Consider the following 22,657-nt stretch of genomic DNA (forward strand, 5'->3'; position numbering starts at 1 on the left):
GAACGCAATGACGCAAAGGACCGCCAGACCATGACCTGGGACGTCGCCCTCATCCTGGGCATCGACGGTTTGGCCAACGGTGCCATCTATCTGCTGGCCGGCATCGGACTGGTGCTGATCTTCTCGGTCACGCGGGTGGTGTTCGTGCCTTTCGGCGACATCGCGGCTTTTTCCGCGCTGACGCTGGCCGCCTTCGAGACCGGCAAGCTGCCGCCCACCATCGGCATGGTGATCTTCCTGGCCGCGCTGGCGCTGCTCACCGAGGTGGGCAGCCTGCTGCGCAAGGGCGAGTCGCGGCACATTCCGAAGGCACTGCTTTTGTGGGGCGTGCTGCCGCTGGTGCCCTGCGCCATCGCCTGGGCCGCCGCGCGCGCCGGCGTGCCGGTCGCGCTGCAGATCGTGGCCTCGGTGCTGTTGGTGGTGCCGGTCGCACCGCTGCTGGCGCGGGTGGTCTTCCAGCCCATCGCCGATGCCTCGGGGCTGGTGCTGCTGATCGTCTCGCTGGCGCTGCATTTCCTGCTGTCGGGCCTGGGCCTGCTGTTCTTCGGGCCCGAGGGCTCGCGCACCAGCGCCTTGACCTCAGCCACGTTCACGCTCGGCGACGGCTTCACCGTCAGTGGCCAGGTGGTGCTGATGGTGAGTGCGGCCATCGTGCTCAGCGGCCTGTTCTTCCTGGTGTTCGAGCGCACCGTGACCGGCAAGGCGCTGCGGGCCACCGCGGTCAACCGCACGGGTGCGCGGCTGGTGGGCATCCGGCCCGCGCGCACCGCGCTGCTGGCCTATGGCTGCGCCTCGCTGCTGGCGGGGCTGATCGGCGTGCTGATCGCGCCCGTCACTACGATGTACTACGACTCGGGCTTCATCATCGGCCTGAAGGCCTTCGTGGCCGCCATCATTGGCGGGCTGGTGAGCTACCCGGTGACGGCCATCGGCGCGCTGGCCGTCGGCATCATCGAAAGCTTTGCCTCCTTCTGGAGCGGGGCGCTCAAGGACGTGATCGTGTTCAGCCTGCTGATCCCGGTGCTGATGGCGCGCTCGTACATGGCGCGCCACCACGAGGAAGAAGCCGAGGAGATCGACCAATGAAGCGCGGCACTTCCGCATTCGTCATCGCGGCGGTGGTCGTCGTGCTGGCCCTGCTGCCGGCGGTGGCCGGCAGCTTCACCGTCTCGTTGCTCAACGACATCGGCATCGGCGCGCTGGTGGCGCTGGGGCTGGTGCTGCTGACCGGCGTGGGCGGTGCCACGTCGTTCGGACAGGCAGCCTTCGTGGGCATTGCGGCCTACTCGACGGCCTGGCTCACCACGGCGCAGGGCCTGTCGCCCTGGCTGGGGCTGCCCTTCGCGCTGCTGCTGACGGGCCTTTCGGCCTTGGCCATCGGCGCGCTCACGCTGCGGCTGGGCGGGCACTTCCTGCCGCTGTCCACCATCGCGTGGGGGCTGTCGATCGCGCTGCTCTTCGGCAACGTGGACGGGCTGGGGCGGCATACGGGCCTGTCCAACATTCCGCCGCTGCGAATCGGCGGCTGGGCCTTGTCGGATCCGCGCTCCATCTACTACCTGATCTGGGCCATCGTGGGCCTGGCCTGCCTGTTCAGCCACAACCTGCTCAATTCGCGACCCGGCCGCGCCATCCGCGGGCTGCGCGGCGGCGCCACGCTGCTGGCGAGCGTGGGAGCCGATGCCTACCGCGTCAAGCTCACGCTCTTCGTCACGGCCGCGCTGTTCGCGGGGCTGGCGGGCTGGCTCTATGCGCACATGAACCGCTTCGTCAGCCCTTCGCCCTTCGACGTGCGGGCCAGCATCGAGTACCTGCTGATGGCCCTGGCCGGCGGCCTGGGCAGCCTGGCGGGCGCGCTGGTGGGCGCGGGCCTGGTGCTGGTGCTCAAGAACGTGCTGCAGGACGTGCTGCCGCTGGTCACCCAATGGGCCGGCCAGCTGGAAGCCGTGACCTTCGCGGCCCTGTTCATCGCGCTGCTGCACTTCGCGCGCGGCGGCGTGATGGGCTATGTGCGCCGCTGGCGCCTTCGCCGCGGTGCACGCGCGCCCGTCGCCGTGCCCGAACTGGCCGCACCGGTGCCGCCCCTGGCGCAGCGCGCCATGCCGGCGCGCGGCACGCCGCTGCTGTCGGTGCAGGGCGCCGTGAAGCGCTTCGGCGGGCTGGTGGCGGTCAACGACGTGAGCTTCGACGTGCAGGCCGGCGAGATCGTGGGCCTGATCGGGCCCAACGGCGCGGGCAAGTCGACCATGTTCAACCTGCTCACGCGCACGGCGCAGATGACCTCGGGCCGGGTGCAGTTCCTGGGCCAGGACATCAGCACGATGCAGCAGCGCGACGTGGCCCGGCTGGGCCTGGCGCGCACCTTCCAGCACGTCAAGCTGCGTCCGCACATGAGCCTGCTGGACAACGTGGCCCTGGGTGCCCATGCGCGTGCCGGAGCCGGCGTGCTGCGCGCCGGCCTGCGGCTGGACCGGCAGGAAGAGCGCCAGATCCTGCAGGAGGCCCAGCGCCAGCTGGACCGCATCGGCCTGGGCGACCGGGCGCACGAGATGGCCGGCGCCCTGCCGCTGGGCACTCAGCGCATCCTGGAGATCGCCCGCGCCCTGGCGGCCGACCCGGTGCTGCTGGTGCTGGACGAGCCCGCCGCGGGCCTGCGCCGCAAGGAGAAGATGGCCCTGGGCGACCTGCTGCGCAAGCTGCGTGACGAGGGCGTGACCATCCTGATCGTGGAACATGACATGGACTTCGTGATGAAGCTGGTGGACCGCCTGGTGGTCATGAACTTCGGCTCCAAGCTGGTCGAGGGCGTGCCCGCCGCGGTGCGCGCCGACGAGCGGGTGCAGGCGGCCTACCTGGGGAGCACGGTATGAGCGATACGCCCATGCTGGAGATCGCCGACCTGCACGTGGGCTACGGCCAGGTCGAGGCGGTGCGCGGTGTCTCGCTGGCCTTGCAGCCGGGGCAGATCATCTCGGTCATCGGGCCCAACGGCGCGGGCAAGACCACGCTGCTGGCGGCGGCCATGGGCCTGCTGCCTTCGCGCGGCACGATCCGCTTCGAGGGCGAGGACCTGGCCGGGCTCGACGTCGAATCGCGTGTCGAGCGCGGCCTGTGCCTGGTGCCCGAGAAGCGCGAACTCTTCGGCGAACTCACCGTGCTGGACAACCTGCGCCTGGGCGCCTACTCGCGCCGCCTGCGTTCGGACGCGCTGCGCCAGCGCCTCGACGGCGTGTACGCGCGCTTTCCGCGCCTGGCGGAGCGCCGCGGGCAGCGGGCCGACACGCTCTCGGGCGGCGAGCGGCAGATGCTGGCCGTGGGCCGCGCGCTGATGTCCGCGCCGCGCCTCCTGATGCTCGACGAGCCCAGCCTGGGGCTGGCGCCGCTCATCGTGCAGGAGATCCTGTCCATCGTGCGGCAGCTGCGCGAGGACGGCGTCTCGATCCTGCTGGTGGAACAGAACGCCCGCGCCGCGCTGGAAAGCTCGGACTTCGGCTACGTGCTGGAGACGGGCGAGGTGGCGCTGTCGGGCGACTCGGCGGCGCTCGCCGACGACGAGCGCGTGCGTGCGACCTACCTGGGCGGCGGCACCCATGACGACGACTGAGGCCGACGCCCTGCTGCCGGTGGCGCAGCGCACGCTGCCGCAGATGCTGCGGCGGCAGGCCGAGCGCTTCGGCGACGCGCCGGGGGTGCGCATCGGCGGCCAGCGCTGGGGGCATGGCGAGGTGCCGCACCGCGCCGCGGCCCGGGCGGGCGCGCTGCAGGCTGCCGGCATCGAACGCGGCGACCGTGTGGCCATCCTCGCGGGCAACCGGCCGGAGTTTCTGGAAGCCTTTCTCGGCTGCGGCTGGGCCGGCGCGGTGGCCGTGCCGGTCAACACGGCGTCCATGGGGCCGCAGATCGAATACTTCCTGGCCAACAGCCAGGCGAAGCTGCTGGTCATCGAGGCGCAGTACCTGCTACGGCTGGCCACGGCCGACCTGGCGCGCACGTCGCTGCAGCGCGTCTGGGTGCTGGAAGGCGAGGGCGATGGCATCGACCTGCCGGGCGTGACCGTCGAGGCCTGGCCCGCGCCCGGCGAAGAAGTCGCCGCGGCAGAGACCGGCCCGGCCGACACGCTCGCCATCCTCTACACCTCGGGCACCACCGGCCCCTCCAAGGGCGTGCTGTGCCCGCATGCCCAGTACCACTGGTGGGGCGTCAACAGCCTGCGCGTGCTGGGCGTGCGCGCCGACGATGTGCTGTGCACCACGCTGCCGCTGTTCCATATCAATGCCCTCAACACCTTTGCCCAGGCCTGTTTGTCGGGCGCCGAGGTGGTCTTCGAAGGCCGCTTCTCGGCCTCGGGCTTCTGGCCTTCGATGCGGTCCTGCGGCGCCACGGTGGTCTACCTGCTGGGCGCCATGGTGCCGATCCTGCTTGCGCAGCCCGAAGGCGCCGCCGAACGCGAGCACCGCGTGCGCATCGGACTGGGCCCGGGCGTGCCAGGCGCCGCGGGCCAGGCCTTCGCGGCCCGCACCGGCGTGCGCCTGCTCGAAGGCTATGGCTCCACCGAGACCAACTTCGTCATCGCCACCGCGCCCGATTCGCCGCGCGGTGGCGTGATGGGCTGGGTGCTGCCCGGCTTCGAGGCCCGCGTGGCCGACGAGCACGATGCCGAGTTGCCCGACGGCCAGGCCGGCGAGCTGCTGCTGCGCGCGCATGAGCCGCATGCCTTCGCGAGCGGCTACTTCAACATGCCCGAAAAGACCGTCGAGGCCTGGCGCAACCTCTGGTTCCACACCGGGGACCGCGTGGTGCGCGAGCCCGATGGCGCCCTGCGCTTCGTGGACCGAATCAAGGACGCGATCCGCCGCCGGGGCGAGAACATCTCTTCCTTCGAGGTCGAGCAGGTGCTGCAGAGCCATCCGGCCGTTGCGACCGTGGCGGTGTACCCCGTGCGCTCCGAGCTGGCCGAGGACGAGGTGATGGCCGCGCTGATCCTGCGCGAGGGCCAGGCCCCGGCGTCGCAGGAACTGGCCGAATGGTGCGAAGCGCGCCTGCCGTACTTTGCGGTGCCGCGCTGGTTCGACATCGTCGACGACCTGCCGCGCACCGAGAACGGCAAGGTGCAGAAGTACAAGCTGCGCGAGCGTGGCGTCACGCCCACCGCGTGGGAGCGGCCGCCGCAGGCGCGCGCCCGCCGGGCCTGAGCATGCCGGTGCCACCTTCCGCCCCCGTGCTGGCCGGCCGCGTGGCCCTGGTCACCGGCGCGGCGCAGGGGCTGGGCCTGGCCATGGCCCATGCGCTGGGACAGGCCGGTGCGCGCGTGCTGATGGCCGACGCGCAGGCGGCGGTGCACGACGCTGCCGCACCACTGCGGGCCGAAGGGCTGGAGGTGCGGGCCGTGGTGGCGGACGTCGCGGCGGAGGCCGGCTGGCAGCACATGCTGCAGGCCGGCTGCAACGCGTGGGGCTTCGTCGACGTGCTCGTCAACAACGCGGCGCGCACCGCCTCCACTCCGCTGTGGGACATCGCGGTGGAGGAATGGGACGCCCTCATGGCCGTCAACCTGCGCGGCTGCTTCCTGGGTTGCCGTGCCTTGGGTGCGCACATGCGCTTGCGGGGGCAGGGCGGTCGGATCATCAACCTGGCGTCGCTCGCCGGTCAGCAGGCGAGCGCGGCCACGGGCCTCCATTACGCCGCCTCCAAGGCCGGCATCCTGGCGCTCACGCGCGGCTTGGCCACGGAACTGGCGGCCGACCGGATCACCGTCAATGCCTTGGCCCCGGCGGCCATCCGCAGTCCGGCGCTGGAGGCCCTGGCGCCCGACCGGCAGGAAGGACTGTTGAGCGCCATTCCCCTGGGCCGTTTCGGCGAGCCCGAGGAGGTCGGCGCGGCGGCGGTCTTTCTGGCATCGGACGCGGGGGCCTTCATCACGGGCGCCACGCTGGACATCAATGGCGGGCGGCTGATGCGTTGATGGCCCATTGCGCGACACACGGTCTTCCTTCACCGGACACCCATCGGCGTGCAGCCGGCGAACGGCTCGCGTGGGCGAGGTGATGGGCACGCCCGGCGCCGACAGCCGAAGGCGGACCTGCCGGCTATGCTCGGCGGCAGGGAGCCGGCGTGCGCTGGCCGGCGGGTTCGGGCGTGCTGGGGCGCTGCGGACCCACGAGCGTGAGTGAAGACACAACAACAGGACAACCCGAATGGCCACCCATTCCAAGCATTTCCGCCTCGTCGAGTCGCTGGGCGACGAACACATCGGCCTGGAGGCCCGTGCCCAGGTCGACGACCACCTGGACACCAAGATCTGGCTGCGCCTCCTGGCCTGCAGCACACAGATCGAGCAGCAGATCCGCCAGCAGTTGCGCACCCGTTTCGGCACCACGCTGCCGCGCTTCGACTATCTGGCCCAGCTCGACCGCTATCCGGAGGGGCTGCGCATGAATGTGCTGTCGCGCTACCTGATGGTGACCGGCGGCAATGTGACGGGCCTGACCGATCAGTTGGTGAAAGAGGGTCTGGTCGAGCGCATCGACGACCCCGAAGACCGCCGGTCCTGGCGCGTGTGCCTGACCGACAAGGGCCGCACCGAATTCGCCGCCATGGCGGCCGAGCACGAGAAATGGCTGATCGCCATGTTCCAGGGCCTGCCCGCTGGCAACAAGGAAGCCCTGTACGAGCACCTGGGCCGCCTGCGGGTGCATCTGGTGCAGAAGCCCGCCGAGGCGGAAGGCGGCGCGGGGGCCGAGAAGCGCGCGGCGCGCAAGCCGCGCAAATGAAAACGCCCGCAGTGGCCGAAGTCACTGCGGGCATTCGCATGGATTGGTCGGAACGGCGGGATTCGAACTCGCGACCCTCTGCTCCCAAAGCAGCAACGCAAACTAACGGCATCAACGACTTACCTGCTGATTTTCTAACGGTACCATGCGATTTCCACCCACTATTAAGTGGGTTTACGCAGGGATCGTTAGAAACGTTCATCGGGTCGCCGAGGTCTTCTTTGCCGTGCGATGGCGCACGTAGGTGGCCGTCTGGTTCGGCGTGCTGTGGCCGCCCATCGTGCGCGCCTGCTCCATGCCTTCGCGGAAGTCTTTGTCCGTCAGCGCCTTGGCTCGGATGTCGTGGAAGTGGCAGTCCTTCACGCCGGCCCGCTCCAGGGCTCGCGCCCACGCGCTGTTGACACCCCGGTAGCTGTACTTCTGCCCGTCCTGGGTGGTGAACACCCATCGCAGGTTGACGCGCTTCATCGCCTTGATCCGCGCGACCAGCTCCTCCAGCTTCGGCGTCCACTCCACGGTGATGCGCACGCCTGTGCTCTTCGCCGTCTTGCCAGGCTGGAAGTGAATGCCGGCGCGGTCGATGTGCGCCCACTCCAGCTTGATCAAGTCACCGACCCGCTGGCCGGTCAGGTAGGCCATGTCGATCAGCGCGCAGATCATCGGGCCCGACCGGTTGCGCGTACGCTGGCGCTGGCCAGGGCCGCCGTACATGGCGCCCACCTTGATTCGTCGGAGTTCACTGTCCGTGATGTACCGATCCCGCGGCTTGATGCTGATGGTCTTGAGCGACGCGACAGGGTTGCTGCCGGGCGGCCGGTAGCCCTTTTCTTCGGCGAAGCGCATCAGCTCGCGCATGAGGGACCGGTATGCGTTGTACGAACGCCCACGGTCCTTGTAGTACCGCAGGAACTCGATCACGTCCGGCGGCGTGACCTCGGACGCACGGAAGCCCTTGAACGATGCCGCGATGGCGCGGGCCTTGTAGGCGTCGTTCTCCTGGGTCTTCTGGGTGTGCCGGGATGACACCTCTTCCAGCCAGTCGGCCACCACCTTCGGCATGGCGTCATCCATACCCCGGATCGCCTCCACGTCCGCGAGTTTGCGGTACATGGTCGGCAGCCCCTCGGCTACCCGGCAGAGCTTCGTCCATATCCTGCGCTCACCGACGGCCCGGACGTGCCAGTAGCTGCCGGCCTTCTCATAGACCCTGGGCGGCAACTCTCGGGCCATGGCGTCTCGCGTTGGGTGGGGGTTGGACCTTCGGGCGCGCGGCCTCGACCTTTCCGCTGCACACCGCCTCGTAGTGGGCGCGCTCCAAGATCACGCCTTCGCGATTCTCGGACATGCGGGCACGGAAGAAGCCGGCCCGATGCAGCACGTCCAATTGCTTGGCTGGGCGCCGATACCCGGTCAGCGTGATCAGGTCGTCGTCGGAGAGGGTCAGGCCGCTCATCGATGCTCCTCCGCTGGCGCGTTGGCCCGCTCGGCTGGGTCTTCGTGGCGGACAAAGACGGTTGCTGCCAGCTCCAGGCGCCGGATTGCGGAGACGAGCATGCACACCTCCGCGGTGCGGTTGGCCGGCTTGAGCGCCGGCTTCACGACTTCGCGCACCTGATACTGGTGAATGTCCAGCAGGCCCCAGCCTTCAGGCATGTCCTCGGGCTTGAGCAGGCCGCGCGGCGCGGCGAAGTAGCGCAGCTGGCCCACGCCCAGCTCCTCGTAGCGCCGGAACGACTTGTGCCTGTCGGCCAGGAAGTCGGAGCGGCTGACCTTGACTTCCACAAGGATCGACTCTCCGCGCGTCGACCAAGCAATCGCGTCCGGCGTCTCGGTCTGGCTGGTGACGACGCGCTCGGCCATCACGACGGCCATGCGCTTCGTGCCTGTCAGCCAGGCCGCAATGCGCTTCACGCCGATCTTGTGCGTGCATGTGAATGCCTCAATGTCGAGCACAGGCTTCTCGGTGCGCATGGTGGTCATCCCTCGTCCTCCTCAGGTTCAGGCGGCCCGACCTTTTCGGACAGCCGGCGCAGGCGCTCAATCTCGCGCGTCAGAGCAAACTCCACGCTCCCGAAATGTTTGCCGTCGCGGCGGTATTCATCCGAGAAGCGGGCGATCTCATTCGCGCGGCGGCCCAGGATCTCGGCGATCTGCTTGCGCTCGCCGAGCGTGAGTTCAACAGTGGTCATGGTGGTCATGGCTGGCCTCCCTTGATGACGCGGAAGCTGACGGCCCACACGAACGGGTTGGCATCCCAACTGCCGGCGCCGTTGATGCTTTCCCACAAAGCGGCGTAGGCATCCTGCGGACGGCCCCAATGCGGTTCATCACCCGGCCAGCGCTCCAGCCCGAGCGTGCGACCGGTCGGTCGTGCATCCTTGTCGTGCTCAGGCATCGTTTCAATGCCTTCGGCCACCGCATCCGCGTCGCTGATGTCGTTCAGCCGTTCCGCGCGCACTTCGGTCACCTCAAGCAAGATGCGAGACGCTGCGCGAGGCATGAATATGCTTGGGCGCCAAAGCGCATCGCTCCAGATCGGGCTGCCGCCTATCGAGGCCGGGAAGTGCGTGTCCGCTCGGTAGTAGTACACGCCATCGTCCCCGCCTGGGTTCGTGCGGTTCCATGTTTCCCGCACCCATAGTCGGTCACCGGGCTGGCCGTATGGGCATGGCTGACACCAGTTTGAGCAAGCGCATGTGTCGCGCGGCGGGTCGCTGTCCACCCACGCATAGAAGTGCTGGCGCGGATCAGGATGATGGTAGGGCAGGACTTTGTAAGTACGTTCAGGCGGCTGTGGCTTCACAACCCGCCGAGTCTGCGTCTTCGTGCCGGCCAGCAATGCACGCACCATCGGCGCGCTGAAAAGGATCGGACGTTCTTTCATCTCTTCTCCAGCATGTCGGGGGAGGGGGAGGCGGCGAGCATGGCGTCCCATACCGACCGCATGTCGTCACCGTCTGCTCCGGAATGCTCACCGCAGGAGCCTGCGCCAATGCCGCCGCACTCCTTCATGGCGTTGGCAACCATTTCCGGCGTGGGCTCAACCGGCACCAGCTTCCAGCCCTCTGGCGCCGCCTCCCTGGCGCGCTTTTCGCCGTATGCGCGGAGCTGGTCGGCCTCCAGCGATCCGCGGTCTCGCCAAGCAGCCCACAGCATGCGCGTCAGCATGGCTTGCTGATTCACGCGCGAGCCGTCCTCGTCGGAGGCCTTGTACTGCTTGCCGTTCCAGGCGCCGCCAATGGCCCAGCAGTGGCCGCCCATCCAGGCCTCGAACAGGAGGCGCTCCGATTCCCTCGCAGGTGAGCCTTTCTCGCCAAGCTGGCGCGCTTGATCGATGGTGGGCTCGGGCAGATCAGCGGTGCTCATGGTGGCCTTTCTGTGCCTTGGACTTGCCGACTTTGATGGCGAAGCGCATCGCGGCCTCTCGAACTGCCTTGCATGGGTCCGAATAGTCGTGCGCCCGGGTCTTCACATCAACGGAATAGTCGTCAATCACTGCCCATCCATCGTTGAACTCGGGGAACATCAGGCGGAGTGCCTTGGTCCGATAAGAGATCGCAGCCAGCATCCGCAGTGCATCGCCGTCGTCCCACGCAGGATCCCAAGCCATGCCATCCACTTCCGCGAGATCAGTGCAATCAACCTCGGTATCTCCAACGATGGATGCGGTGCCCCATGTGATGGTGAGCCCCGCAGCCCTTGCCGCGTGCTCGTAGTCCTCGCGCGTGAATTCACCGGGCATTGCTGGGCTCCTTGGCGTGCAGGCCGTAGGCGGTGGCGAAGGCGTGCTGGTCGGCGTAGGACTCCGTGAGCACGGCAGCCTCACGGTCCGCGTTGAAGACGACCACGGCGCCGGTTGACTTTTCGTAAGCGCCGACCAAGCCTGGCAACTGGATCGAAGCGCGACCACCCGCGCTGTTGAGCGCGCACATGGCGCTGTAGACAGCCTGGGCCTGGGCCTGGGTCAGGATTCGTTCACTGGGCATCGCACATCTCCTTCTTCGTCGTCTCGATGATCCGGTGATCCAGGCTGACAGAGCGGGCGATGCTCAGCAGCACGTCGCGGAACGCCGGTGGGGTCGCGTTGCGGATGCGGGTTTTGTCCTTGCCGCCGACCATGGCCATCATTCCGATGCGCCGGGCCTTCTCGTACCCATAGCGCTCCAGGGCCACGGGGTGGATGCGCTGCTCGGTCTTGCCCCAGCGCAGCGCCGGCAGGGCCTCAAGTCGCACGCCGGACACCAGCAGCCACGTCGCCTTGCCCGACAGGTGCCCGTAGTGGCCCTGGTAGACGCAGCACGTCCACATGCCCGGAGCGGCCTCGACCCATCCACCAGTGCGCGGCGGCTTGGCCAGCCCAAAGTGCGCCCAGGCATGCGAGTCGCACGGATGCTCCAGCACGCCACCGAAGCGGCGCAGGGCACATAGCGCAGCGGAGAAGCACCCGCCATCGTCGCCGAGCTTGTGCATGTGCGGCTTGCGCGTGCTGCCGTGCCAGTACCTACCCCAGCGCTGGCACGGCGGGTGCGCAACGACCGGATGCGGGCCGGCGTACTTGCGGGCATCGCGTGCCTCGTCCCACGGATCGACACCCTCGACGCCGAAGTAGCAGCCACCGGTTTCCACGTAGAGCGCTGCCACCTTGCGCGGAGCTTCGGCCTTCCTCCGCATGCATCCCTGGCATCCCAGGCGGTAGAAGGGCTCTCCTGTGCGGCAGTGGGGGCAGACTGGGGCGTAGGTCATGGCTTGGCCCGTGCTGCGTCGATAGCGGCTCGGCATGATGCCGGCATGCGTGCGTTGGCATCGTTCAGGTCGATGTGACCTTTGCGGCCTTCAGCGTGGTGCTCCGCCAGCAGGCGCACGATGTTCGGGCTGAGGATCAGCTTCCACCCGTACACCGTGCCGTTTCGCTTGTTGAGGGCGGCATTCATGCTGTCCAGCCAGTCCAGGCGCTCAGCGTCGGCACGCAGCGACTCGACGGCGGCGGTCAACACTGCATTGGCATCGCGCTCGGATTGCAGCGTGGCGATGGCCTCGCGGTGCTTGTCGGCCAGTTGCGCCGCGTTGGAAAGCCGCGCCTCCTGCGCCTTGATGACCGACTGTGCTGCGGCAAGCTGCCGTCGCAGCTTCGTGATTTCCTCGGCGTCACTCATGGCCAGCCTCCGCATTGCTGGAGCCGACAGGGGCTGACTCGTCCCTGATGGAGCGCAGGGCGTCGCGCACCGCATTGCAGATGCGGCAGAGGTAGTCGTATTCGGGGTTGAGCTCCTGAGACTCGGGACCGAGGGCATACCACCACTCGTCGCCGAAAATCATGGTCAGCAACCGCGACTCGTCCCAGCACGAATCTGGGGTCTCGCAGGATTCCAGATCCTCAGCCTCATCGAACAGATCACGGGCCGCATCACGATCCAGACGTTCGTATTTGGCGCGCGTGCTTCGATCCCGCCACCGGCGGCGCCGGCAGATGGTCTTGCGCGCGAATGCGGCCAGCGCTTCACCGCTGTACCGATGCCGCTCAACCCGCTGGCCGCTGGTGAGGTTCTGAATCAGGTAGTCGTTGTCGCACGAGGTGAAGAACTGCGCGATGGTGCGCGAGCCCATGCCGCCCCAGTAGCTCGCCCAGGCCTTGCCCCAGCACTCGATGGTGATGCGGCCCTTGCCGGGCTCGATGTCGTCCAGCGTGACGCGGATCGGGTCCAAGAAGTAGGGCTTGCCCATGATGTCGCCGATCCGCACGATGGTGACTTTGCCGGTCTCGACCTTCACACCCCGTCCCCGCCTTCCTTGCTGGAGCCGATGCCGTGCTCACGTTCGATGGCGCGGGCGAAGCCGAGCGCGTCGAACTCATCGAACGTCGTGCCGGCGTGCATGTACTGGGAGCGGAAGTCGTCGGCGACGTCCAGCAGCCGCTCATCCGTCAGCGGTTTCGGCTCCACGGCGGCCGGTGCTGCGAGCGGCGGGTCTCCTTTGACGGTGTAGCGGCACGCGACGCGGCGCGCGAGGTACAGGGCATCGCGCACATCACCCGGCAACTTTGCCACGCCCTCCCGGATCACGGTGTCCAGCAGAATGGCGATGCGGTTCGCATCCGGGCCGGGTATGGCCTCGTGTACGTTGGTCGCAGGCACAGTGCTCGCGGCGGGCTGCATAGCCTCGAAGTACGACTGCACGGCTCGATCCAGGCTCTCGGTGCGAACTGCTGGGTATGCGGCCCGAATCGCCGCGTGCGCTTCGTCTGCGAGCCAGCCGATGAGCGCATTGAAGTCCGGGGGGAACATTTTGTTGAGGTCAACAAGATGATCGGGCCGCACCATTTTGTTGGCGTCAACAACATGCTCTGCCGCGGCGGGCTGCGATAGCACTGCGCGGACGGTTCGCAGATCATCGGGCAGGCCCATCGCCGCAGCTTCATCGCTTGCGTACAGCGTGCGCACTGCTTGTGCGATTTGTGTGTCGCTGATCGCGGCGGGCTGCGGTGCTGCCAACGCCCCGCAGGGCAACGCATCGTCCAGGCCCTCCGTGTCCGCGAGCATTTGCCGATACCACTCGGCCGAGGGGCGGTGCGGGCTGGTTCCGGCTGACGTATCGGCGGCGGGCTGCGGTGCTGCTGCGCGCGATTCATCCAGCAGGTCCATGAGGGCCGCATCACGCTCGGCCTGACCGGGTAGCTTGCTCCGCAGGTTGCGGTTCTCGCGCTCCAGTTGCTGCACCTTCTCTTCGCTCCAGCGGAGACGGGTGCGCAGACTGTCCTCGACGGTGATCGCTCCGCCCTCTTCCTGCTGCGGTGCTGATGCGAGTGCTGCGCGCTCGATTTCGTCGGCAAGCTGAAGCAGGTGCTCGGCGTTGAAGCGCGCCTGGCCCTCTGCGGGCCGCGGATACTGCGCGAGGTATCGCAGCGCCTCGGGCACAGTGCGGCTGCAACCGTTGGGCCACGCATCCCCGCCCGCCCGTGCGGGCTGTGCAGCGCAGAGGGGCATCACCTGCATGCCGTTCTCGCGCGCGCTGTCGGCCAGGTCGCGGTCGGTGGTGAAAGCCACGTCTTTAGGGAATGCCGCGGAAGTGCGCCACATCCACGCCACCGGCTCGGCCGCGGGCTGTGCAGCGTCAATCGCGGCCTGGATGCACGCCAGCACCAGCTCGCGCGAGTAGTACGCATTGAGGCCAGTGTCCTCGGCCGGCACGTCGGGGGCTTCGATGAACCGCTCGGCATTCAGGGGCATGCCCTCTGGCGAGGCAATGCAGGAGCAGGGCTCGACACGGCCGACGCACGAATGCTCGTCGCCGTTCAGCGCGCACAGATCATCGTGGCAGGTATCAGCGTGGGCCAGCACTTCGCCCGTGCCGTCGCAGTGCTTGCACGTCGGCTCGGCTGCGGGCTGTGCAGCCACCAAAGCCAGCAGACGACGACGCAGCGTGCCCCAGGGCTCGGCATTGCTGCCGCTGCCGTCGTCCTTGCCGTCGAGGATCTGTGTCACTGCACGAATGCAGCCGCTGACACCCTCATCGTAGACCGCCAATTCGCCGGCCGTGGCCGCCTCCAGGATGAAACCCATGTCGGTCAGGCCGGTGGCTGCGGGCTGTGCAGCCAGGGCGTCGCGCAGTGCGCCAGCCGCGGCCAAGCGATCTTGTTCCGTGGCATGTGCGGTGCGCTCCAGCGCGGCCAGTGCAATGTGTGCTGCTGCGATGAGTCGTTCAGTCATGGGCAGCCTCCACGATGGGGCGGGTCTTGGAGCGGTCCAGCACGGCCTGGATGCCTTCATCGGTGTCGCTCGACACCAGCACATCGGCCTCGGGGTTGTCGGGATAGCGCGCCATGAGCGTCAGCTTGACGCCAGGCTTGAACAGGGGTGCCACGCGCCTGTCCAGAATGTCCGCAAGGTCCTCGGTGAGCCGGACGACAGCGGGCGACGTCGGTTGCTTGTTGGTGCTCATTTGGATTCTTCCTGTGGTGCAGGGGATGTGGGAGCGAGAAACGCGTCGGCTTCATCGAGCAACGCGCCGACGTGTACGGTTTCGCCTTCGATCCGCACGGTGTCGGTGTCGTCGCAGCGCGCCTGGACGATTGCGGCGAGGCGACGCAGCAGCACCATGGGTGCCTCTGCCTTGGGCGCCGCGAGGGCGGCACTGCAGGACGTCCATGCCGCCTGCCAGATTTCCCAGCTCAGCACGGCTTTGCCGCTTGCCCGCGCTTCGGCTGCGAATGCTTCAAACGCCGCCCGCTCTTCGGACGCTGCGGGGATGGAGCCGGGGCGGGGAGCGTCATGCATGGCTAATCCCTTGTCTTTGCATTGGAGGGTGTGGAGCATGGTCAGAAGGGCGGTTCATCGCTTCCGAAGTCATTGCCGCGCGGCGCTTGGCGACCCTGGCCGCGCTGATGCGTCTGCTGCCCTTCCTTAGCCTTGGGCTCGTTGAGGTAAGCCCAGCCGTCCCATCCAACTGGAACCGCCTCCAGCTTGAGCATCAGCCCGTTGCGCGTCTCGATGACGGCGCCGATGGTGAGGTAGCGGCTCTTCTCGTTGCCGTTGTTGTCCTGGTACTTGCCGGTGACGGCGGTGACTTCAAATTTGCGGCTCATGCTGCGAGTTCCTCGGTATGGGGTTGGTGCGTGCGGTCGAACTCGGCAACGACCTGCGCAAAGTACGCACGGGCGGCCTCGACCTTCTGTTGAATCAGTGCCTCTTTGTCGGCGTCGCGCTTGATGACCCAGGAGGTCAGGCGCAAGTGCTCAGGGATGTGAGACACCACGTGAAGCTGGAGCGGCTCGTAGCCGATCAGGTCATCCGGCGTGTCCAGCATGGCCCAGTTCACTTCCCACTCGTCGGCATCCCAAAGGGCCATGTAGCCCCGGCATTGCCACTCGTAGAGCTTGTCTTCGCAGTCAGCCTGGAATGCGCGGAACGTCTTTAGGGACCACGCGGTCTTGAGGTCGTGTCCGCGACGATGGGCAGCGTCGAACAAATCGCACTCGCCGGTAATCAGGCCATTGGTGCGGCGCTCGGTGTTCTTGACCAGCGATAGGCCGCGAACACTGTTGAGCAGCGCAATAGCGTCGGGCTCCAGACGGATGCCTTTTTCCATCTCGCGGCTGCTGGCCTCGAACTCGACGCCATAAATCTCTTGCTGGGCAAGCTCGCGGATGTAGGTCTTGGCGCCTACGGATAGGACGCCTTCGGCCTTGCTCTTGGGCTCCGTCATCAGGCGGCCCAGGCTGGAGCAGCGGAATAGGATGTCCTTCATTCCTGCGTCTCCTTCGGGAACTTGGCACCGGCCTCCTTCACGGCCTTGGCAAAGGTTTGGTAGCCCTCTTTGTCGCGCGCCTTGTTGAAGACCGCCACGCCATCTTTCCAAACCTTCTCAAGGTCGGCCCGCGTCTCGGCCTTGGCCGCTTTCCCGGCCCACTCGTCGCGCAAGCCCTGCAGATGGGCTACCTGCTCGTCTTCGGCTAAGTGGCGCACTAGCTCGGCGTCCAGGTCTTCCAGGTCTTGACTGAACATGTCCGATGCGGCCGTGACGTTCAGGACCATAGCGATCTTGGCGCGCTTGCAGGCCATCTTGAGCACGGTATTCGCAAGGTCCGCAGGCTCGGTGCGAATCTGGCGGATCTTCTCGACGTTGCCGTACTTGCGCACGAACTTGATGCGTCGCAAATCCGGGTTCGTGACCTCGAATTCCTCATCGCACACGGCACGCCGCCAGCGGTACTTTTCTTCGTCGGTGGAGCACTCGCCCAGGCCAGAGCCAAGAATCTCGCCGGTCGTCTGATGGACTGCTACGCACGACACGCGGTAGCGGATCGCGCCAGGCTGCGACAGGTCCGCAACCTCGTACTTGTCGGCGATGCGGAAGGTCATGCACAGCACTTCCGCGCCGGACTTGAGCAGCACTGGCTTGTCACCAGCCCCAGGAATCTTTCCGTAGTGCACCTCTGCTTTCATGACGGACTTCATGACCTCTTGGACGGTCTTGGCGTGCGTCAGAACCAGGGCGGCAGGGCTGGCAGAGCCAGATGGAACGGGCTGCAGCTTGGGCAGCTCGACAACAGCGTTCATGTGAAGTTCTCCAGCGCCAAGAGCGCAAGAAGGCAGATGAATGCGAGGCAGGAGCCCCACAACACGATCAGGTCTTGTCGATGCATGCGATCAGGACCAGGACGACGCAGACGATGAATGGGGCGGCTAGCCAGTCAGAGAGGCGGGGCATGGTCAAACCTCGCTTCAAATGCCGCATCAGCGCGCGCCTGCTCCAGCTTGACGGCGTGCCGGTCAGCGAAGTACCTTGCTGCAGCCATGCGGACATCGCGCAGTGCTTCGGGGTGGTTGATGAGCGCGAGCAGGAAGGCTTGCGCAGCCTCTTTCTCGCCCAGAGCCTCCAGGACCACGTCTGCAGGCGTCAGGTGGTTTTCGATGCCGAACGTCTCGCTGAAGTACGGCACGCACTTCAGCGAGACCTCTGCGTTCGTCACCAGGTCAAGGATCTCGTCGCGGGCGTTGCTGGGCACTGGCGCCGACTGCAGGTTGTCGAAGCGGACCTGCAGGCCGCGCAATGCATGGTGCTGGGCGAGGGCGCTCATGCCTGGGCTCCCGTGGCCTTGCCCTCGGCCGCCTCGACGTCCTGGATGAAGGCGGTCAGCGCGAGAGACGGGGCGGCGGCTTGGCCGGCCTCGACCATCGCCGCGTAGATCGCTCGCACCTCGCTGGGGTACAGCGAGCGCAGCACCGGGTCGAGTGCTGCCGCAGCGGCGATGCCGGCCGCTACCTGCTCGTCGGTTGCCTGGGGCGCCGGCCGCGCCGCTTCCTGTGTCTTGTCCATGTCTGTGCTCCAGAAAGAAGAAAGCCCGCATGTAGCGGGCTCTTGTGTGGGCGGGCGGGGTCAGGTCGCAGCGCTTGCGAGTTCAGTCTCATCAATGCTTGAGCCTTCTTCATCGGCCCACTCGTACCAGCCCGGCTTGCCATGCCCATCGTCGGCCTCGTAGACCTCCAAACCGGCCGCATTGCAGTAGTCCGGCTTGATGCGGTTGCGGTACTGGAACAGGTCGTAGTCGGCGAGGATGGCCAACACCTTCTTTGCCTCTGCCGGCGAGGCAACAGGCACATGAAAGGGCTTGCCCGGCACTTGCGGGATGTGCCAGACGCGCAGGTCGCCGATGTTGGGTTTTGTCTTCATGCTCACTCCTTATGTAGATAGAGAGGGTCCGGGGTTGTTGCCCAACATTGGGCGTGCGTCTGAAAAGCTCCTGTGAAGATGTCCGGACCCTCGCATCAGCACTCGGGCGAGTGTTGGTGTGAAGGCCCTCCGTAGAGGGCGTCCCCGAAAAAGTTCTCGCACTAACCGTAGGACGACGGGCGTTGTTCAGGGCGCCTTTCGGCAAGCTCCAGAACGGCGCTCAGGCGGCCATCACCTTCGGGGGTCGGTTGTGTGAGAAGACAAGCAAGCGCAAGGATTGCGAGCATTCGGTCTCCTCTTGGGTGTTGGGCTTGTTGGCGTGAAGGCCCCGAAGGGCCGGGCGGTTAAGGAAGGCCGTACGCATCAGTGAAGTCGCTGGGGCCATCAAACGACTCCTTCGCCTTCCCGTTACGCGACACCTCTATGCTCCCGTTGGGCTTGAGGAGGACAATCTTGGTGTCTCCTTGCCCATCCTCGAGAGCGACACTGAGGTGTTTGACGTCTTTCCAAAGAACGTCCATCAGGCTCCAGATAGACGCAGCTTCATTTGCGGTTAGGACCATCATCTTTCTCCTTGTAGAAACCACAGCCCCGACCCGCGAGGCTGTGGCTTCGGCCCTCGTGAGAAGGCCGGGTGGTTAGGCGCACACAGCTTGCAGCGCGCGGATGACGGAGCGCTCATGTTCGGCGCGAGCCGCCTTGGCCAAGTAGTCAAAGGTCGGATGGAAGTACGCTTCCGGCCTGTGCCCATCTTTCTTCATGTGCCCAAGCTCACCAGCCTTGACCGCAGCATTCAGCGTCTTGCGCACATCGGCGGGGATGCGCCCAGTGCACAGCTGCACACGCTTCATGCGAACCAACTGCACGTTGGCTTGAGCCACTGTCAGCTTGCCCTGCTGCATCTGATCCCTGATGAATTCCAGGTCGTTTTGATTGAGGTTCATGCAGGTCTCCTTGTCAATCCGAAACGCACTCCCCATGAATGCGCTTTGGATTGGTCGCCAGACACCCGCCTGACTCACGCTTGCTGCTCTTGGGAGTGACCCTCACCGGTGGGTAGGCTTGCAACCGGGCGCCCCGGGACTGAGTCCCTTCGACCCCCTGCTGTGCAGTGAGTCGATGGGGATGATTAAAGCATGCCTTCATCCGTTGTGCAAGCATGCTTTCAAAAAAGTTTGTTTTTTGGGCAAACCCTTACACGCCACGCGCGTTTCAGAGTTCTGGACTGTCAGGAGAGGGGTCGCCACGCCCCGGGCGTGTACACGCCACAGGAGTGACACACGCAAGACACAAAGCTGTCAGCTTGGTGAAGGAAAGCTGCCAACAATGCACAGCTTTTGTGCGCAAAATTTGGAGACGGAATGGGCACCCAAGCGGACCCGCATATGGCGGCGCGCCTGACCAGGGCGCGAGAACAAGCGGGACTCACTCAGTCCGATGTGGGCAGGGCTTTGGGTGTAACGCAACAAACCGTCTCCCGATGGGAGGCCGGAACTCAGTCGATGCTGGCGATGCAGCTACGAGACATTTGCCTGGAGCTAGGCGTTACGTCGGACTTCATCCTCTTTGGGACGACGCGCCATCCTGAGTGCCCTCCCGCTGGGCGCTCAGACTGCGCATTCCTCAAGGTGTATCGGGGGCAAGCGCCAGACTCAAGATGGTCCAAGCCAGGCTAGCCTGCATCCTCAATCACCTGATGCACTTTGGCTGAAACGGGTTCAGAGGAGCGGACGTCTGGCAGACCCGCGCGCCGTCTGCGCGGTGAAGGTAATACCTTGGAATCCGCCCCTGCCCTGGAACCAGATCGTCTGAGTAGAGGATGATCGACCACCCGTCGCGCACGCTATCCCCACTTCCCCACTCAACCCATCCTCTTCCCACGAATCGCGGTGCCACGGGCTCAGACCAATCCGATACCGGGAGGCGGATCATCCATACGGCGGAATTGGTGGCATAGGCTGGCGTTTCGAAGAACAAGGCTCCGGCCTGCTCGTCGAACCAAGAGATCTGAAAGCGGTCAATGCTGCGCTCGGGCGCATTGGCATGTTGCGATTGGACCAGCAACTGTCGCTGCAAGTTGCCCCGCTGGTCCTCGTACACCCTCACCAAGTAAGAGGGCTGGTCAACCGAAGCGGACAAAGCCTCAATGATTCCTTCGGCTTTTCCATAGGGCAGCAGCAGACCTGAAGCCACTCGGCGCCCGGGGCCGGCCGCCCAGTCGGTGACGTCTCGACCTCGAAAGCAAACACGCCCTTTCACATACATGTCTGCTCCGCGTGGCGACTTGCCCTGATAGGTGCTAGGTATGGTCAGCCCGGGGTTGGTCTTCGCTGTTTCGGTGCACGTTTCAAATTCAGCGGAGAAGGCACTCCCGCCTAGCGCGTAGGCGGCTGCCGCGACTACAACCAATTCTGCAATCTTCACAGCTTTTCCTTAGAGAGCTTCAGTCCGCGCATCCTTAGGATTGCTCCAGCCAAGCGATCCTCCGCCTCGATGCGCAAGGCTTCATCAAGCGCGTAGTAGTCCGATGGACCAAAGGACAGGAACGGCCAGCCACTTCCTTGCGGGCGGGGCACTCCTTCGCCAGTCGCCAGCCAGTAAGGGTCCACGCGAAGGAATCTGGCCGCCCTTGCGTTGTTCTCCGCGGTGAACGCCTTCGTGACGCCGGTGATGACTTGCCCCACGGACTGAACGCTGATCTCAAGCGCGTCAGCCAGCTCCTTCCGATCCTTGCCCGCCTCTTGAAGCGCTTGTTCTAAACGGACGCCATAGGTCATCCCCGGATGGTGCAATGACGATTGAAGGCATGCTTGCAAACTAGGTTGAAGGCATGCTTTAATCTGACCCATGCTCAAGTCAGTAGCCATCCAACACCTTGGCGGTTCGATTGCCACCGCAGCAGAAGCCATCGGCATCACGTACCAGGCCGTCACGGATTGGCCGGAGGTGCTTCCGCAGCGCATCGCAGACCGAGTGATTGCCGCGCTGGTCCGCCAGGGCAAGAAGGTCCCCAAAGAGCTTCTGTCCACCGACCCCGTCGCACAAGGGGTGCAGTGATGGCACAGCGCACGCTGACGGCGACCTTGGACTGCCACCTGTTGGCGCTGCAGGCGCAGCAACTGGGTGCGCTGGTCGCGCTACTTCCGAAGCGCCGTGCGCAGCGCTTCGAGCGCAAGGCGCTTCGCATGCTCCAGACCCTGCGGTGCTGCGAGATCCCGCGCAACCGCCTTCAGTCCACACGAGGCGCAGGTGATCTCCGATTCCAGGTTCGCGCCCTCGGGATGGATGAACTGATCGCCGCCGCACTGCGGGCATTGGATGGCAAACGTGCCGCCCTTTTTCTCGGTCATGGAGGTCCCCATGCGAAGTGAAGTTGTGACGAACCCATCTTCGCATGGGGCTCTCTCCATGAGTCTGTCCACCGAGCCCGCCACTCAAGGGGCGTGAGATGAAGCCCATCAAGCCCACCTGCAGGCAGGCCCAGAAGGCTCGCGATGAAGTCACCAAGCGCATGGCGGCACGACTGCGGTCCATGCACCTCATGGCGGATGGCTTCCCGACTCTCAAGCTCAAAGGATCAGCGATGAACACCACGATCACCCAGGCCGAAGCAGCCGACATCCGCGATGCCGTGTTGCATGCGGCAAGCCAAGGGTCGCTGACGCCGGAGTGTCTGGCACTGTCCCTGATCAAGGCGTTCGACCTCATCCGCGAGGCCACGGAGCCCGCCCAGCCGACGGGGCAAGCATGACCGCCTACATCGTCACGCAGATGGTGCTTAGCGCCCTGGTCATCTTCGGGGCGGCCGTAGCCCTTGCTCGACCAAAGTCCTCCGCGCCCGGCTTTGGTTCTCAGATGCTCAACGTGGCGATCAACGTCGGCCTTCTTTGCTGGGGCGCTTGGCTGCTGGCCAAGGTGTAGGCCATGCCCCTGCGCTACTCCTTTTCCATCCTTTTTGCTGGCGTCGCCTTGGTGGCATATGGCGCGGCAGCGGAGACGCCTTCCATCGCATGCATGCAGATCGGGGTAATCGCTTCGATCTTCGGCGTGCTGAGCATGTTCGACATCGCCAAGGAGTGATCCATGACCGTCACCGCCATTGCCATCGGCATGACCGTTTACGCGGTCCTCGTCTTTCTTCTCGTGCTCTTCATGCGTGGCCGCGACGTTCGCCGCCCCGGTGAATACGACGAGTGATCCCAAGGCCACTAGAGCCGCATCAAACACGCTTATCCAACAACTACGAGGGGACTCCGAGCCCTCCGGGGCCAGTTCAACCAACCGACCAGATCCACCATGTACGCCAACCCCGCCCACATCCGCAAACACCGCGTCAACCTCTCGATCAACGACGAGCACCGAGCGCTTTTCACTGACGAGGCCGAGGCCCGAGGAATGCAGATCACTCCTGTGATCCTGCAGCTGGCCTTGGAGGCTTTGGCATGGAGGCGTAGTCATGCCGCGGATTCTGTGGAAGTGGCTCCCCAAATGCGACGCGCTAACGCGTAACCAAGGAGTAGCCCTTGCCTGAAATCACAGAGCAGCCGCCCAGTGCTGAGCTGCCGGAAGACAAGTACCGCGCCCTCGTGGAGTACGCAATGGCGAGCGGGCTTGAGTTCGACCAGGCGGTGATGCGCCTGGCGTTGGAACGTCTGGACGAAGTGACCCTTGGGCGCCGGCTCAAGGTCCGTACTTTGATCCAGGGAAATGCGTAACGCATT

Annotated in this window: 37 protein-coding genes; 14 read left to right on the plus strand and 23 right to left on the minus strand. The window is 65.8% G+C overall.

The window, feature by feature from the left end; genetic code table 11:
* Positions 1 to 30 precede the first annotated feature (30 nt).
* From ACT54X_RS08190 to ACT54X_RS08215, 6 genes are all read left to right on the plus strand, one after another.
* On the plus strand, positions 31 to 1,086 hold the full coding sequence (locus tag ACT54X_RS08190) for a branched-chain amino acid ABC transporter permease (RefSeq protein WP_354319661.1): 1,056 nt from the start codon (positions 31 to 33) through the stop codon (positions 1,084 to 1,086).
* A complete protein-coding gene (locus tag ACT54X_RS08195; protein ID WP_476345918.1) occupies positions 1,083 to 2,870 on the plus strand; it encodes a branched-chain amino acid ABC transporter ATP-binding protein/permease in 1,788 nt (595 codons plus the stop codon). Before ACT54X_RS08190 ends, ACT54X_RS08195 begins: the two co-directional genes overlap by 4 nt.
* Positions 2,867 to 3,604 carry an ABC transporter ATP-binding protein gene (locus tag ACT54X_RS08200; protein ID WP_354319662.1) on the plus strand — a complete coding sequence of 246 codons (738 nt, stop codon included), beginning with the start codon at positions 2,867 to 2,869 and terminating at the stop codon, positions 3,602 to 3,604. The genes ACT54X_RS08195 and ACT54X_RS08200 overlap by 4 nt, the downstream gene beginning before the upstream one ends.
* Positions 3,591 to 5,192: an ATP-dependent acyl-CoA ligase gene (locus ACT54X_RS08205; RefSeq protein WP_476345920.1), complete on the plus strand. Its 1,602-nt coding sequence runs from the start codon at positions 3,591 to 3,593 to the stop codon at positions 5,190 to 5,192. The genes ACT54X_RS08200 and ACT54X_RS08205 overlap by 14 nt, the downstream gene beginning before the upstream one ends.
* 2 nt (positions 5,193 to 5,194) lie before the next feature.
* A complete protein-coding gene (locus ACT54X_RS08210) occupies positions 5,195 to 5,962 on the plus strand; it encodes an SDR family NAD(P)-dependent oxidoreductase (protein ID WP_476345922.1) in 768 nt (255 codons plus the stop codon).
* A 232-nt stretch (positions 5,963 to 6,194) separates the two neighbouring features.
* Positions 6,195 to 6,770: a MarR family winged helix-turn-helix transcriptional regulator gene (locus tag ACT54X_RS08215; RefSeq protein ID WP_294371429.1), complete on the plus strand. Its 576-nt coding sequence runs from the start codon at positions 6,195 to 6,197 to the stop codon at positions 6,768 to 6,770.
* Positions 6,771 to 6,968: 198 nt separating this feature from the next.
* Here ACT54X_RS08215 and ACT54X_RS08220 read toward each other — a convergent pair whose 3' ends face one another.
* The 21 genes from ACT54X_RS08220 to ACT54X_RS08320 form a co-directional block, all read right to left on the minus strand.
* Entirely contained in the window at positions 6,969 to 8,000 is a 1,032-nt protein-coding gene (locus ACT54X_RS08220; RefSeq protein ID WP_476345924.1) for a tyrosine-type recombinase/integrase, read from the minus strand.
* Positions 7,969 to 8,223 carry a DUF4224 domain-containing protein gene (locus ACT54X_RS08225; RefSeq protein WP_476345926.1) on the minus strand — a complete coding sequence of 85 codons (255 nt, stop codon included), beginning with the start codon at positions 8,221 to 8,223 and terminating at the stop codon, positions 7,969 to 7,971. The genes ACT54X_RS08220 and ACT54X_RS08225 overlap by 32 nt, the downstream gene beginning before the upstream one ends.
* Positions 8,220 to 8,750 (minus strand): hypothetical protein, encoded by a 531-nt coding sequence (locus tag ACT54X_RS08230; RefSeq protein WP_476345928.1) that lies wholly within the window; start codon positions 8,748 to 8,750, stop codon positions 8,220 to 8,222. Before ACT54X_RS08230 ends, ACT54X_RS08225 begins: the two co-directional genes overlap by 4 nt.
* Positions 8,747 to 8,968, minus strand: coding sequence for a hypothetical protein (locus ACT54X_RS08235; RefSeq protein WP_476345929.1), 222 nt, complete (start codon positions 8,966 to 8,968; stop codon positions 8,747 to 8,749). The genes ACT54X_RS08230 and ACT54X_RS08235 overlap by 4 nt, the downstream gene beginning before the upstream one ends.
* Positions 8,965 to 9,654: a hypothetical protein gene (locus ACT54X_RS08240; RefSeq protein WP_476345931.1), complete on the minus strand. Its 690-nt coding sequence runs from the start codon at positions 9,652 to 9,654 to the stop codon at positions 8,965 to 8,967. Before ACT54X_RS08240 ends, ACT54X_RS08235 begins: the two co-directional genes overlap by 4 nt.
* Positions 9,651 to 10,136, minus strand: a complete 486-nt coding sequence (locus ACT54X_RS08245) for a hypothetical protein (RefSeq protein ID WP_476345932.1) — start codon at positions 10,134 to 10,136, stop codon at positions 9,651 to 9,653. Before ACT54X_RS08245 ends, ACT54X_RS08240 begins: the two co-directional genes overlap by 4 nt.
* Entirely contained in the window at positions 10,123 to 10,512 is a 390-nt protein-coding gene (locus ACT54X_RS08250) for a hypothetical protein (RefSeq protein ID WP_476345934.1), read from the minus strand. Before ACT54X_RS08250 ends, ACT54X_RS08245 begins: the two co-directional genes overlap by 14 nt.
* Positions 10,502 to 10,756: a hypothetical protein gene (locus ACT54X_RS08255; protein ID WP_476345936.1), complete on the minus strand. Its 255-nt coding sequence runs from the start codon at positions 10,754 to 10,756 to the stop codon at positions 10,502 to 10,504. Before ACT54X_RS08255 ends, ACT54X_RS08250 begins: the two co-directional genes overlap by 11 nt.
* A complete protein-coding gene (locus ACT54X_RS08260) occupies positions 10,746 to 11,411 on the minus strand; it encodes a hypothetical protein (protein WP_476345937.1) in 666 nt (221 codons plus the stop codon). Before ACT54X_RS08260 ends, ACT54X_RS08255 begins: the two co-directional genes overlap by 11 nt.
* Positions 11,412 to 11,509: 98 nt before the next feature.
* Entirely contained in the window at positions 11,510 to 11,923 is a 414-nt protein-coding gene (locus ACT54X_RS08265) for a hypothetical protein (RefSeq protein ID WP_476345939.1), read from the minus strand.
* The gene (locus tag ACT54X_RS08270; RefSeq protein WP_476345941.1) at positions 11,916 to 12,539 is read right to left on the minus strand and encodes a phiTE_072 family protein; all 624 of its coding nucleotides are present in this window, start codon (positions 12,537 to 12,539) and stop codon (positions 11,916 to 11,918) included. Before ACT54X_RS08270 ends, ACT54X_RS08265 begins: the two co-directional genes overlap by 8 nt.
* Positions 12,536 to 14,473, minus strand: a complete 1,938-nt coding sequence (locus tag ACT54X_RS08275; RefSeq protein ID WP_476345943.1) for a hypothetical protein — start codon at positions 14,471 to 14,473, stop codon at positions 12,536 to 12,538. The genes ACT54X_RS08270 and ACT54X_RS08275 overlap by 4 nt, the downstream gene beginning before the upstream one ends.
* Complete coding sequence (locus ACT54X_RS08280) at positions 14,466 to 14,705, minus strand: hypothetical protein (protein WP_476345945.1); 240 nt, start codon at positions 14,703 to 14,705, stop codon at positions 14,466 to 14,468. Before ACT54X_RS08280 ends, ACT54X_RS08275 begins: the two co-directional genes overlap by 8 nt.
* Entirely contained in the window at positions 14,702 to 15,079 is a 378-nt protein-coding gene (locus ACT54X_RS08285; protein ID WP_476345947.1) for a hypothetical protein, read from the minus strand. The genes ACT54X_RS08280 and ACT54X_RS08285 overlap by 4 nt, the downstream gene beginning before the upstream one ends.
* Before the next feature lie 2 nt (positions 15,080 to 15,081).
* Positions 15,082 to 15,348, minus strand: coding sequence for a hypothetical protein (locus ACT54X_RS08290; protein ID WP_476345949.1), 267 nt, complete (start codon positions 15,346 to 15,348; stop codon positions 15,082 to 15,084).
* Positions 15,345 to 16,010 (minus strand): hypothetical protein, encoded by a 666-nt coding sequence (locus ACT54X_RS08295; RefSeq protein WP_476345951.1) that lies wholly within the window; start codon positions 16,008 to 16,010, stop codon positions 15,345 to 15,347. The genes ACT54X_RS08290 and ACT54X_RS08295 overlap by 4 nt, the downstream gene beginning before the upstream one ends.
* Positions 16,007 to 16,822: a hypothetical protein gene (locus tag ACT54X_RS08300; protein WP_476345953.1), complete on the minus strand. Its 816-nt coding sequence runs from the start codon at positions 16,820 to 16,822 to the stop codon at positions 16,007 to 16,009. Before ACT54X_RS08300 ends, ACT54X_RS08295 begins: the two co-directional genes overlap by 4 nt.
* A gap of 134 nt (positions 16,823 to 16,956) precedes the next feature.
* A complete protein-coding gene (locus ACT54X_RS08305) occupies positions 16,957 to 17,343 on the minus strand; it encodes a hypothetical protein (protein ID WP_476345955.1) in 387 nt (128 codons plus the stop codon).
* On the minus strand, positions 17,340 to 17,582 hold the full coding sequence (locus ACT54X_RS08310; protein ID WP_476345957.1) for a hypothetical protein: 243 nt from the start codon (positions 17,580 to 17,582) through the stop codon (positions 17,340 to 17,342). Before ACT54X_RS08310 ends, ACT54X_RS08305 begins: the two co-directional genes overlap by 4 nt.
* A 60-nt stretch (positions 17,583 to 17,642) precedes the next feature.
* On the minus strand, positions 17,643 to 17,936 hold the full coding sequence (locus ACT54X_RS08315) for a hypothetical protein (RefSeq protein ID WP_476345959.1): 294 nt from the start codon (positions 17,934 to 17,936) through the stop codon (positions 17,643 to 17,645).
* Positions 17,937 to 18,574: 638 nt separating this feature from the next.
* On the minus strand, positions 18,575 to 18,880 hold the full coding sequence (locus tag ACT54X_RS08320; RefSeq protein WP_476345960.1) for a hypothetical protein: 306 nt from the start codon (positions 18,878 to 18,880) through the stop codon (positions 18,575 to 18,577).
* 441 nt (positions 18,881 to 19,321) lie between these two features.
* On the opposite strand from ACT54X_RS08320, the gene ACT54X_RS08325 reads away from it, so the two are divergent.
* A complete protein-coding gene (locus ACT54X_RS08325; protein ID WP_476346092.1) occupies positions 19,322 to 19,612 on the plus strand; it encodes a helix-turn-helix transcriptional regulator in 291 nt (96 codons plus the stop codon).
* A 13-nt stretch (positions 19,613 to 19,625) separates the two neighbouring features.
* Here the strand turns inward: ACT54X_RS08325 and ACT54X_RS08330 are convergent, their stop codons facing one another.
* Together ACT54X_RS08330 and ACT54X_RS08335 are read right to left on the minus strand one after the other, a co-directional pair.
* The gene (locus ACT54X_RS08330; RefSeq protein ID WP_476345961.1) at positions 19,626 to 20,360 is read right to left on the minus strand and encodes a hypothetical protein; all 735 of its coding nucleotides are present in this window, start codon (positions 20,358 to 20,360) and stop codon (positions 19,626 to 19,628) included.
* Entirely contained in the window at positions 20,357 to 20,713 is a 357-nt protein-coding gene (locus tag ACT54X_RS08335; protein ID WP_476345963.1) for a helix-turn-helix domain-containing protein, read from the minus strand. The genes ACT54X_RS08330 and ACT54X_RS08335 overlap by 4 nt, the downstream gene beginning before the upstream one ends.
* Positions 20,714 to 20,783: 70 nt before the next feature.
* Here ACT54X_RS08335 and ACT54X_RS08340 point away from each other — a divergent pair, with 70 nt between their 5' ends.
* The 7 genes from ACT54X_RS08340 to ACT54X_RS08370 all read left to right on the plus strand — a co-directional run bounded on the left by ACT54X_RS08340 (position 20,784) and on the right by ACT54X_RS08370 (position 22,651).
* Entirely contained in the window at positions 20,784 to 20,993 is a 210-nt protein-coding gene (locus ACT54X_RS08340) for a helix-turn-helix domain-containing protein (protein ID WP_476345965.1), read from the plus strand.
* Positions 20,993 to 21,307, plus strand: a complete 315-nt coding sequence (locus ACT54X_RS08345; protein WP_476345967.1) for a hypothetical protein — start codon at positions 20,993 to 20,995, stop codon at positions 21,305 to 21,307. The genes ACT54X_RS08340 and ACT54X_RS08345 overlap by 1 nt, the downstream gene beginning before the upstream one ends.
* A 77-nt stretch (positions 21,308 to 21,384) precedes the next feature.
* On the plus strand, positions 21,385 to 21,687 hold the full coding sequence (locus ACT54X_RS08350) for a hypothetical protein (protein WP_476345969.1): 303 nt from the start codon (positions 21,385 to 21,387) through the stop codon (positions 21,685 to 21,687).
* Positions 21,684 to 21,857, plus strand: coding sequence for a hypothetical protein (locus tag ACT54X_RS08355; protein ID WP_476345971.1), 174 nt, complete (start codon positions 21,684 to 21,686; stop codon positions 21,855 to 21,857). The genes ACT54X_RS08350 and ACT54X_RS08355 overlap by 4 nt, the downstream gene beginning before the upstream one ends.
* 3 nt (positions 21,858 to 21,860) lie before the next feature.
* A complete protein-coding gene (locus ACT54X_RS08360) occupies positions 21,861 to 22,016 on the plus strand; it encodes a hypothetical protein (protein ID WP_476345972.1) in 156 nt (51 codons plus the stop codon).
* Positions 22,017 to 22,232: 216 nt separating this feature from the next.
* Positions 22,233 to 22,445 carry a hypothetical protein gene (locus tag ACT54X_RS08365; protein WP_476345974.1) on the plus strand — a complete coding sequence of 71 codons (213 nt, stop codon included), beginning with the start codon at positions 22,233 to 22,235 and terminating at the stop codon, positions 22,443 to 22,445.
* Positions 22,446 to 22,459: 14 nt separating this feature from the next.
* Positions 22,460 to 22,651, plus strand: coding sequence for a hypothetical protein (locus tag ACT54X_RS08370; RefSeq protein WP_476345976.1), 192 nt, complete (start codon positions 22,460 to 22,462; stop codon positions 22,649 to 22,651).
* The last annotated feature ends 6 nt before the right edge of the window (positions 22,652 to 22,657 follow it).

The sequence above is a fragment of the Pseudacidovorax sp. DMC4 genome (assembly GCF_056314265.1).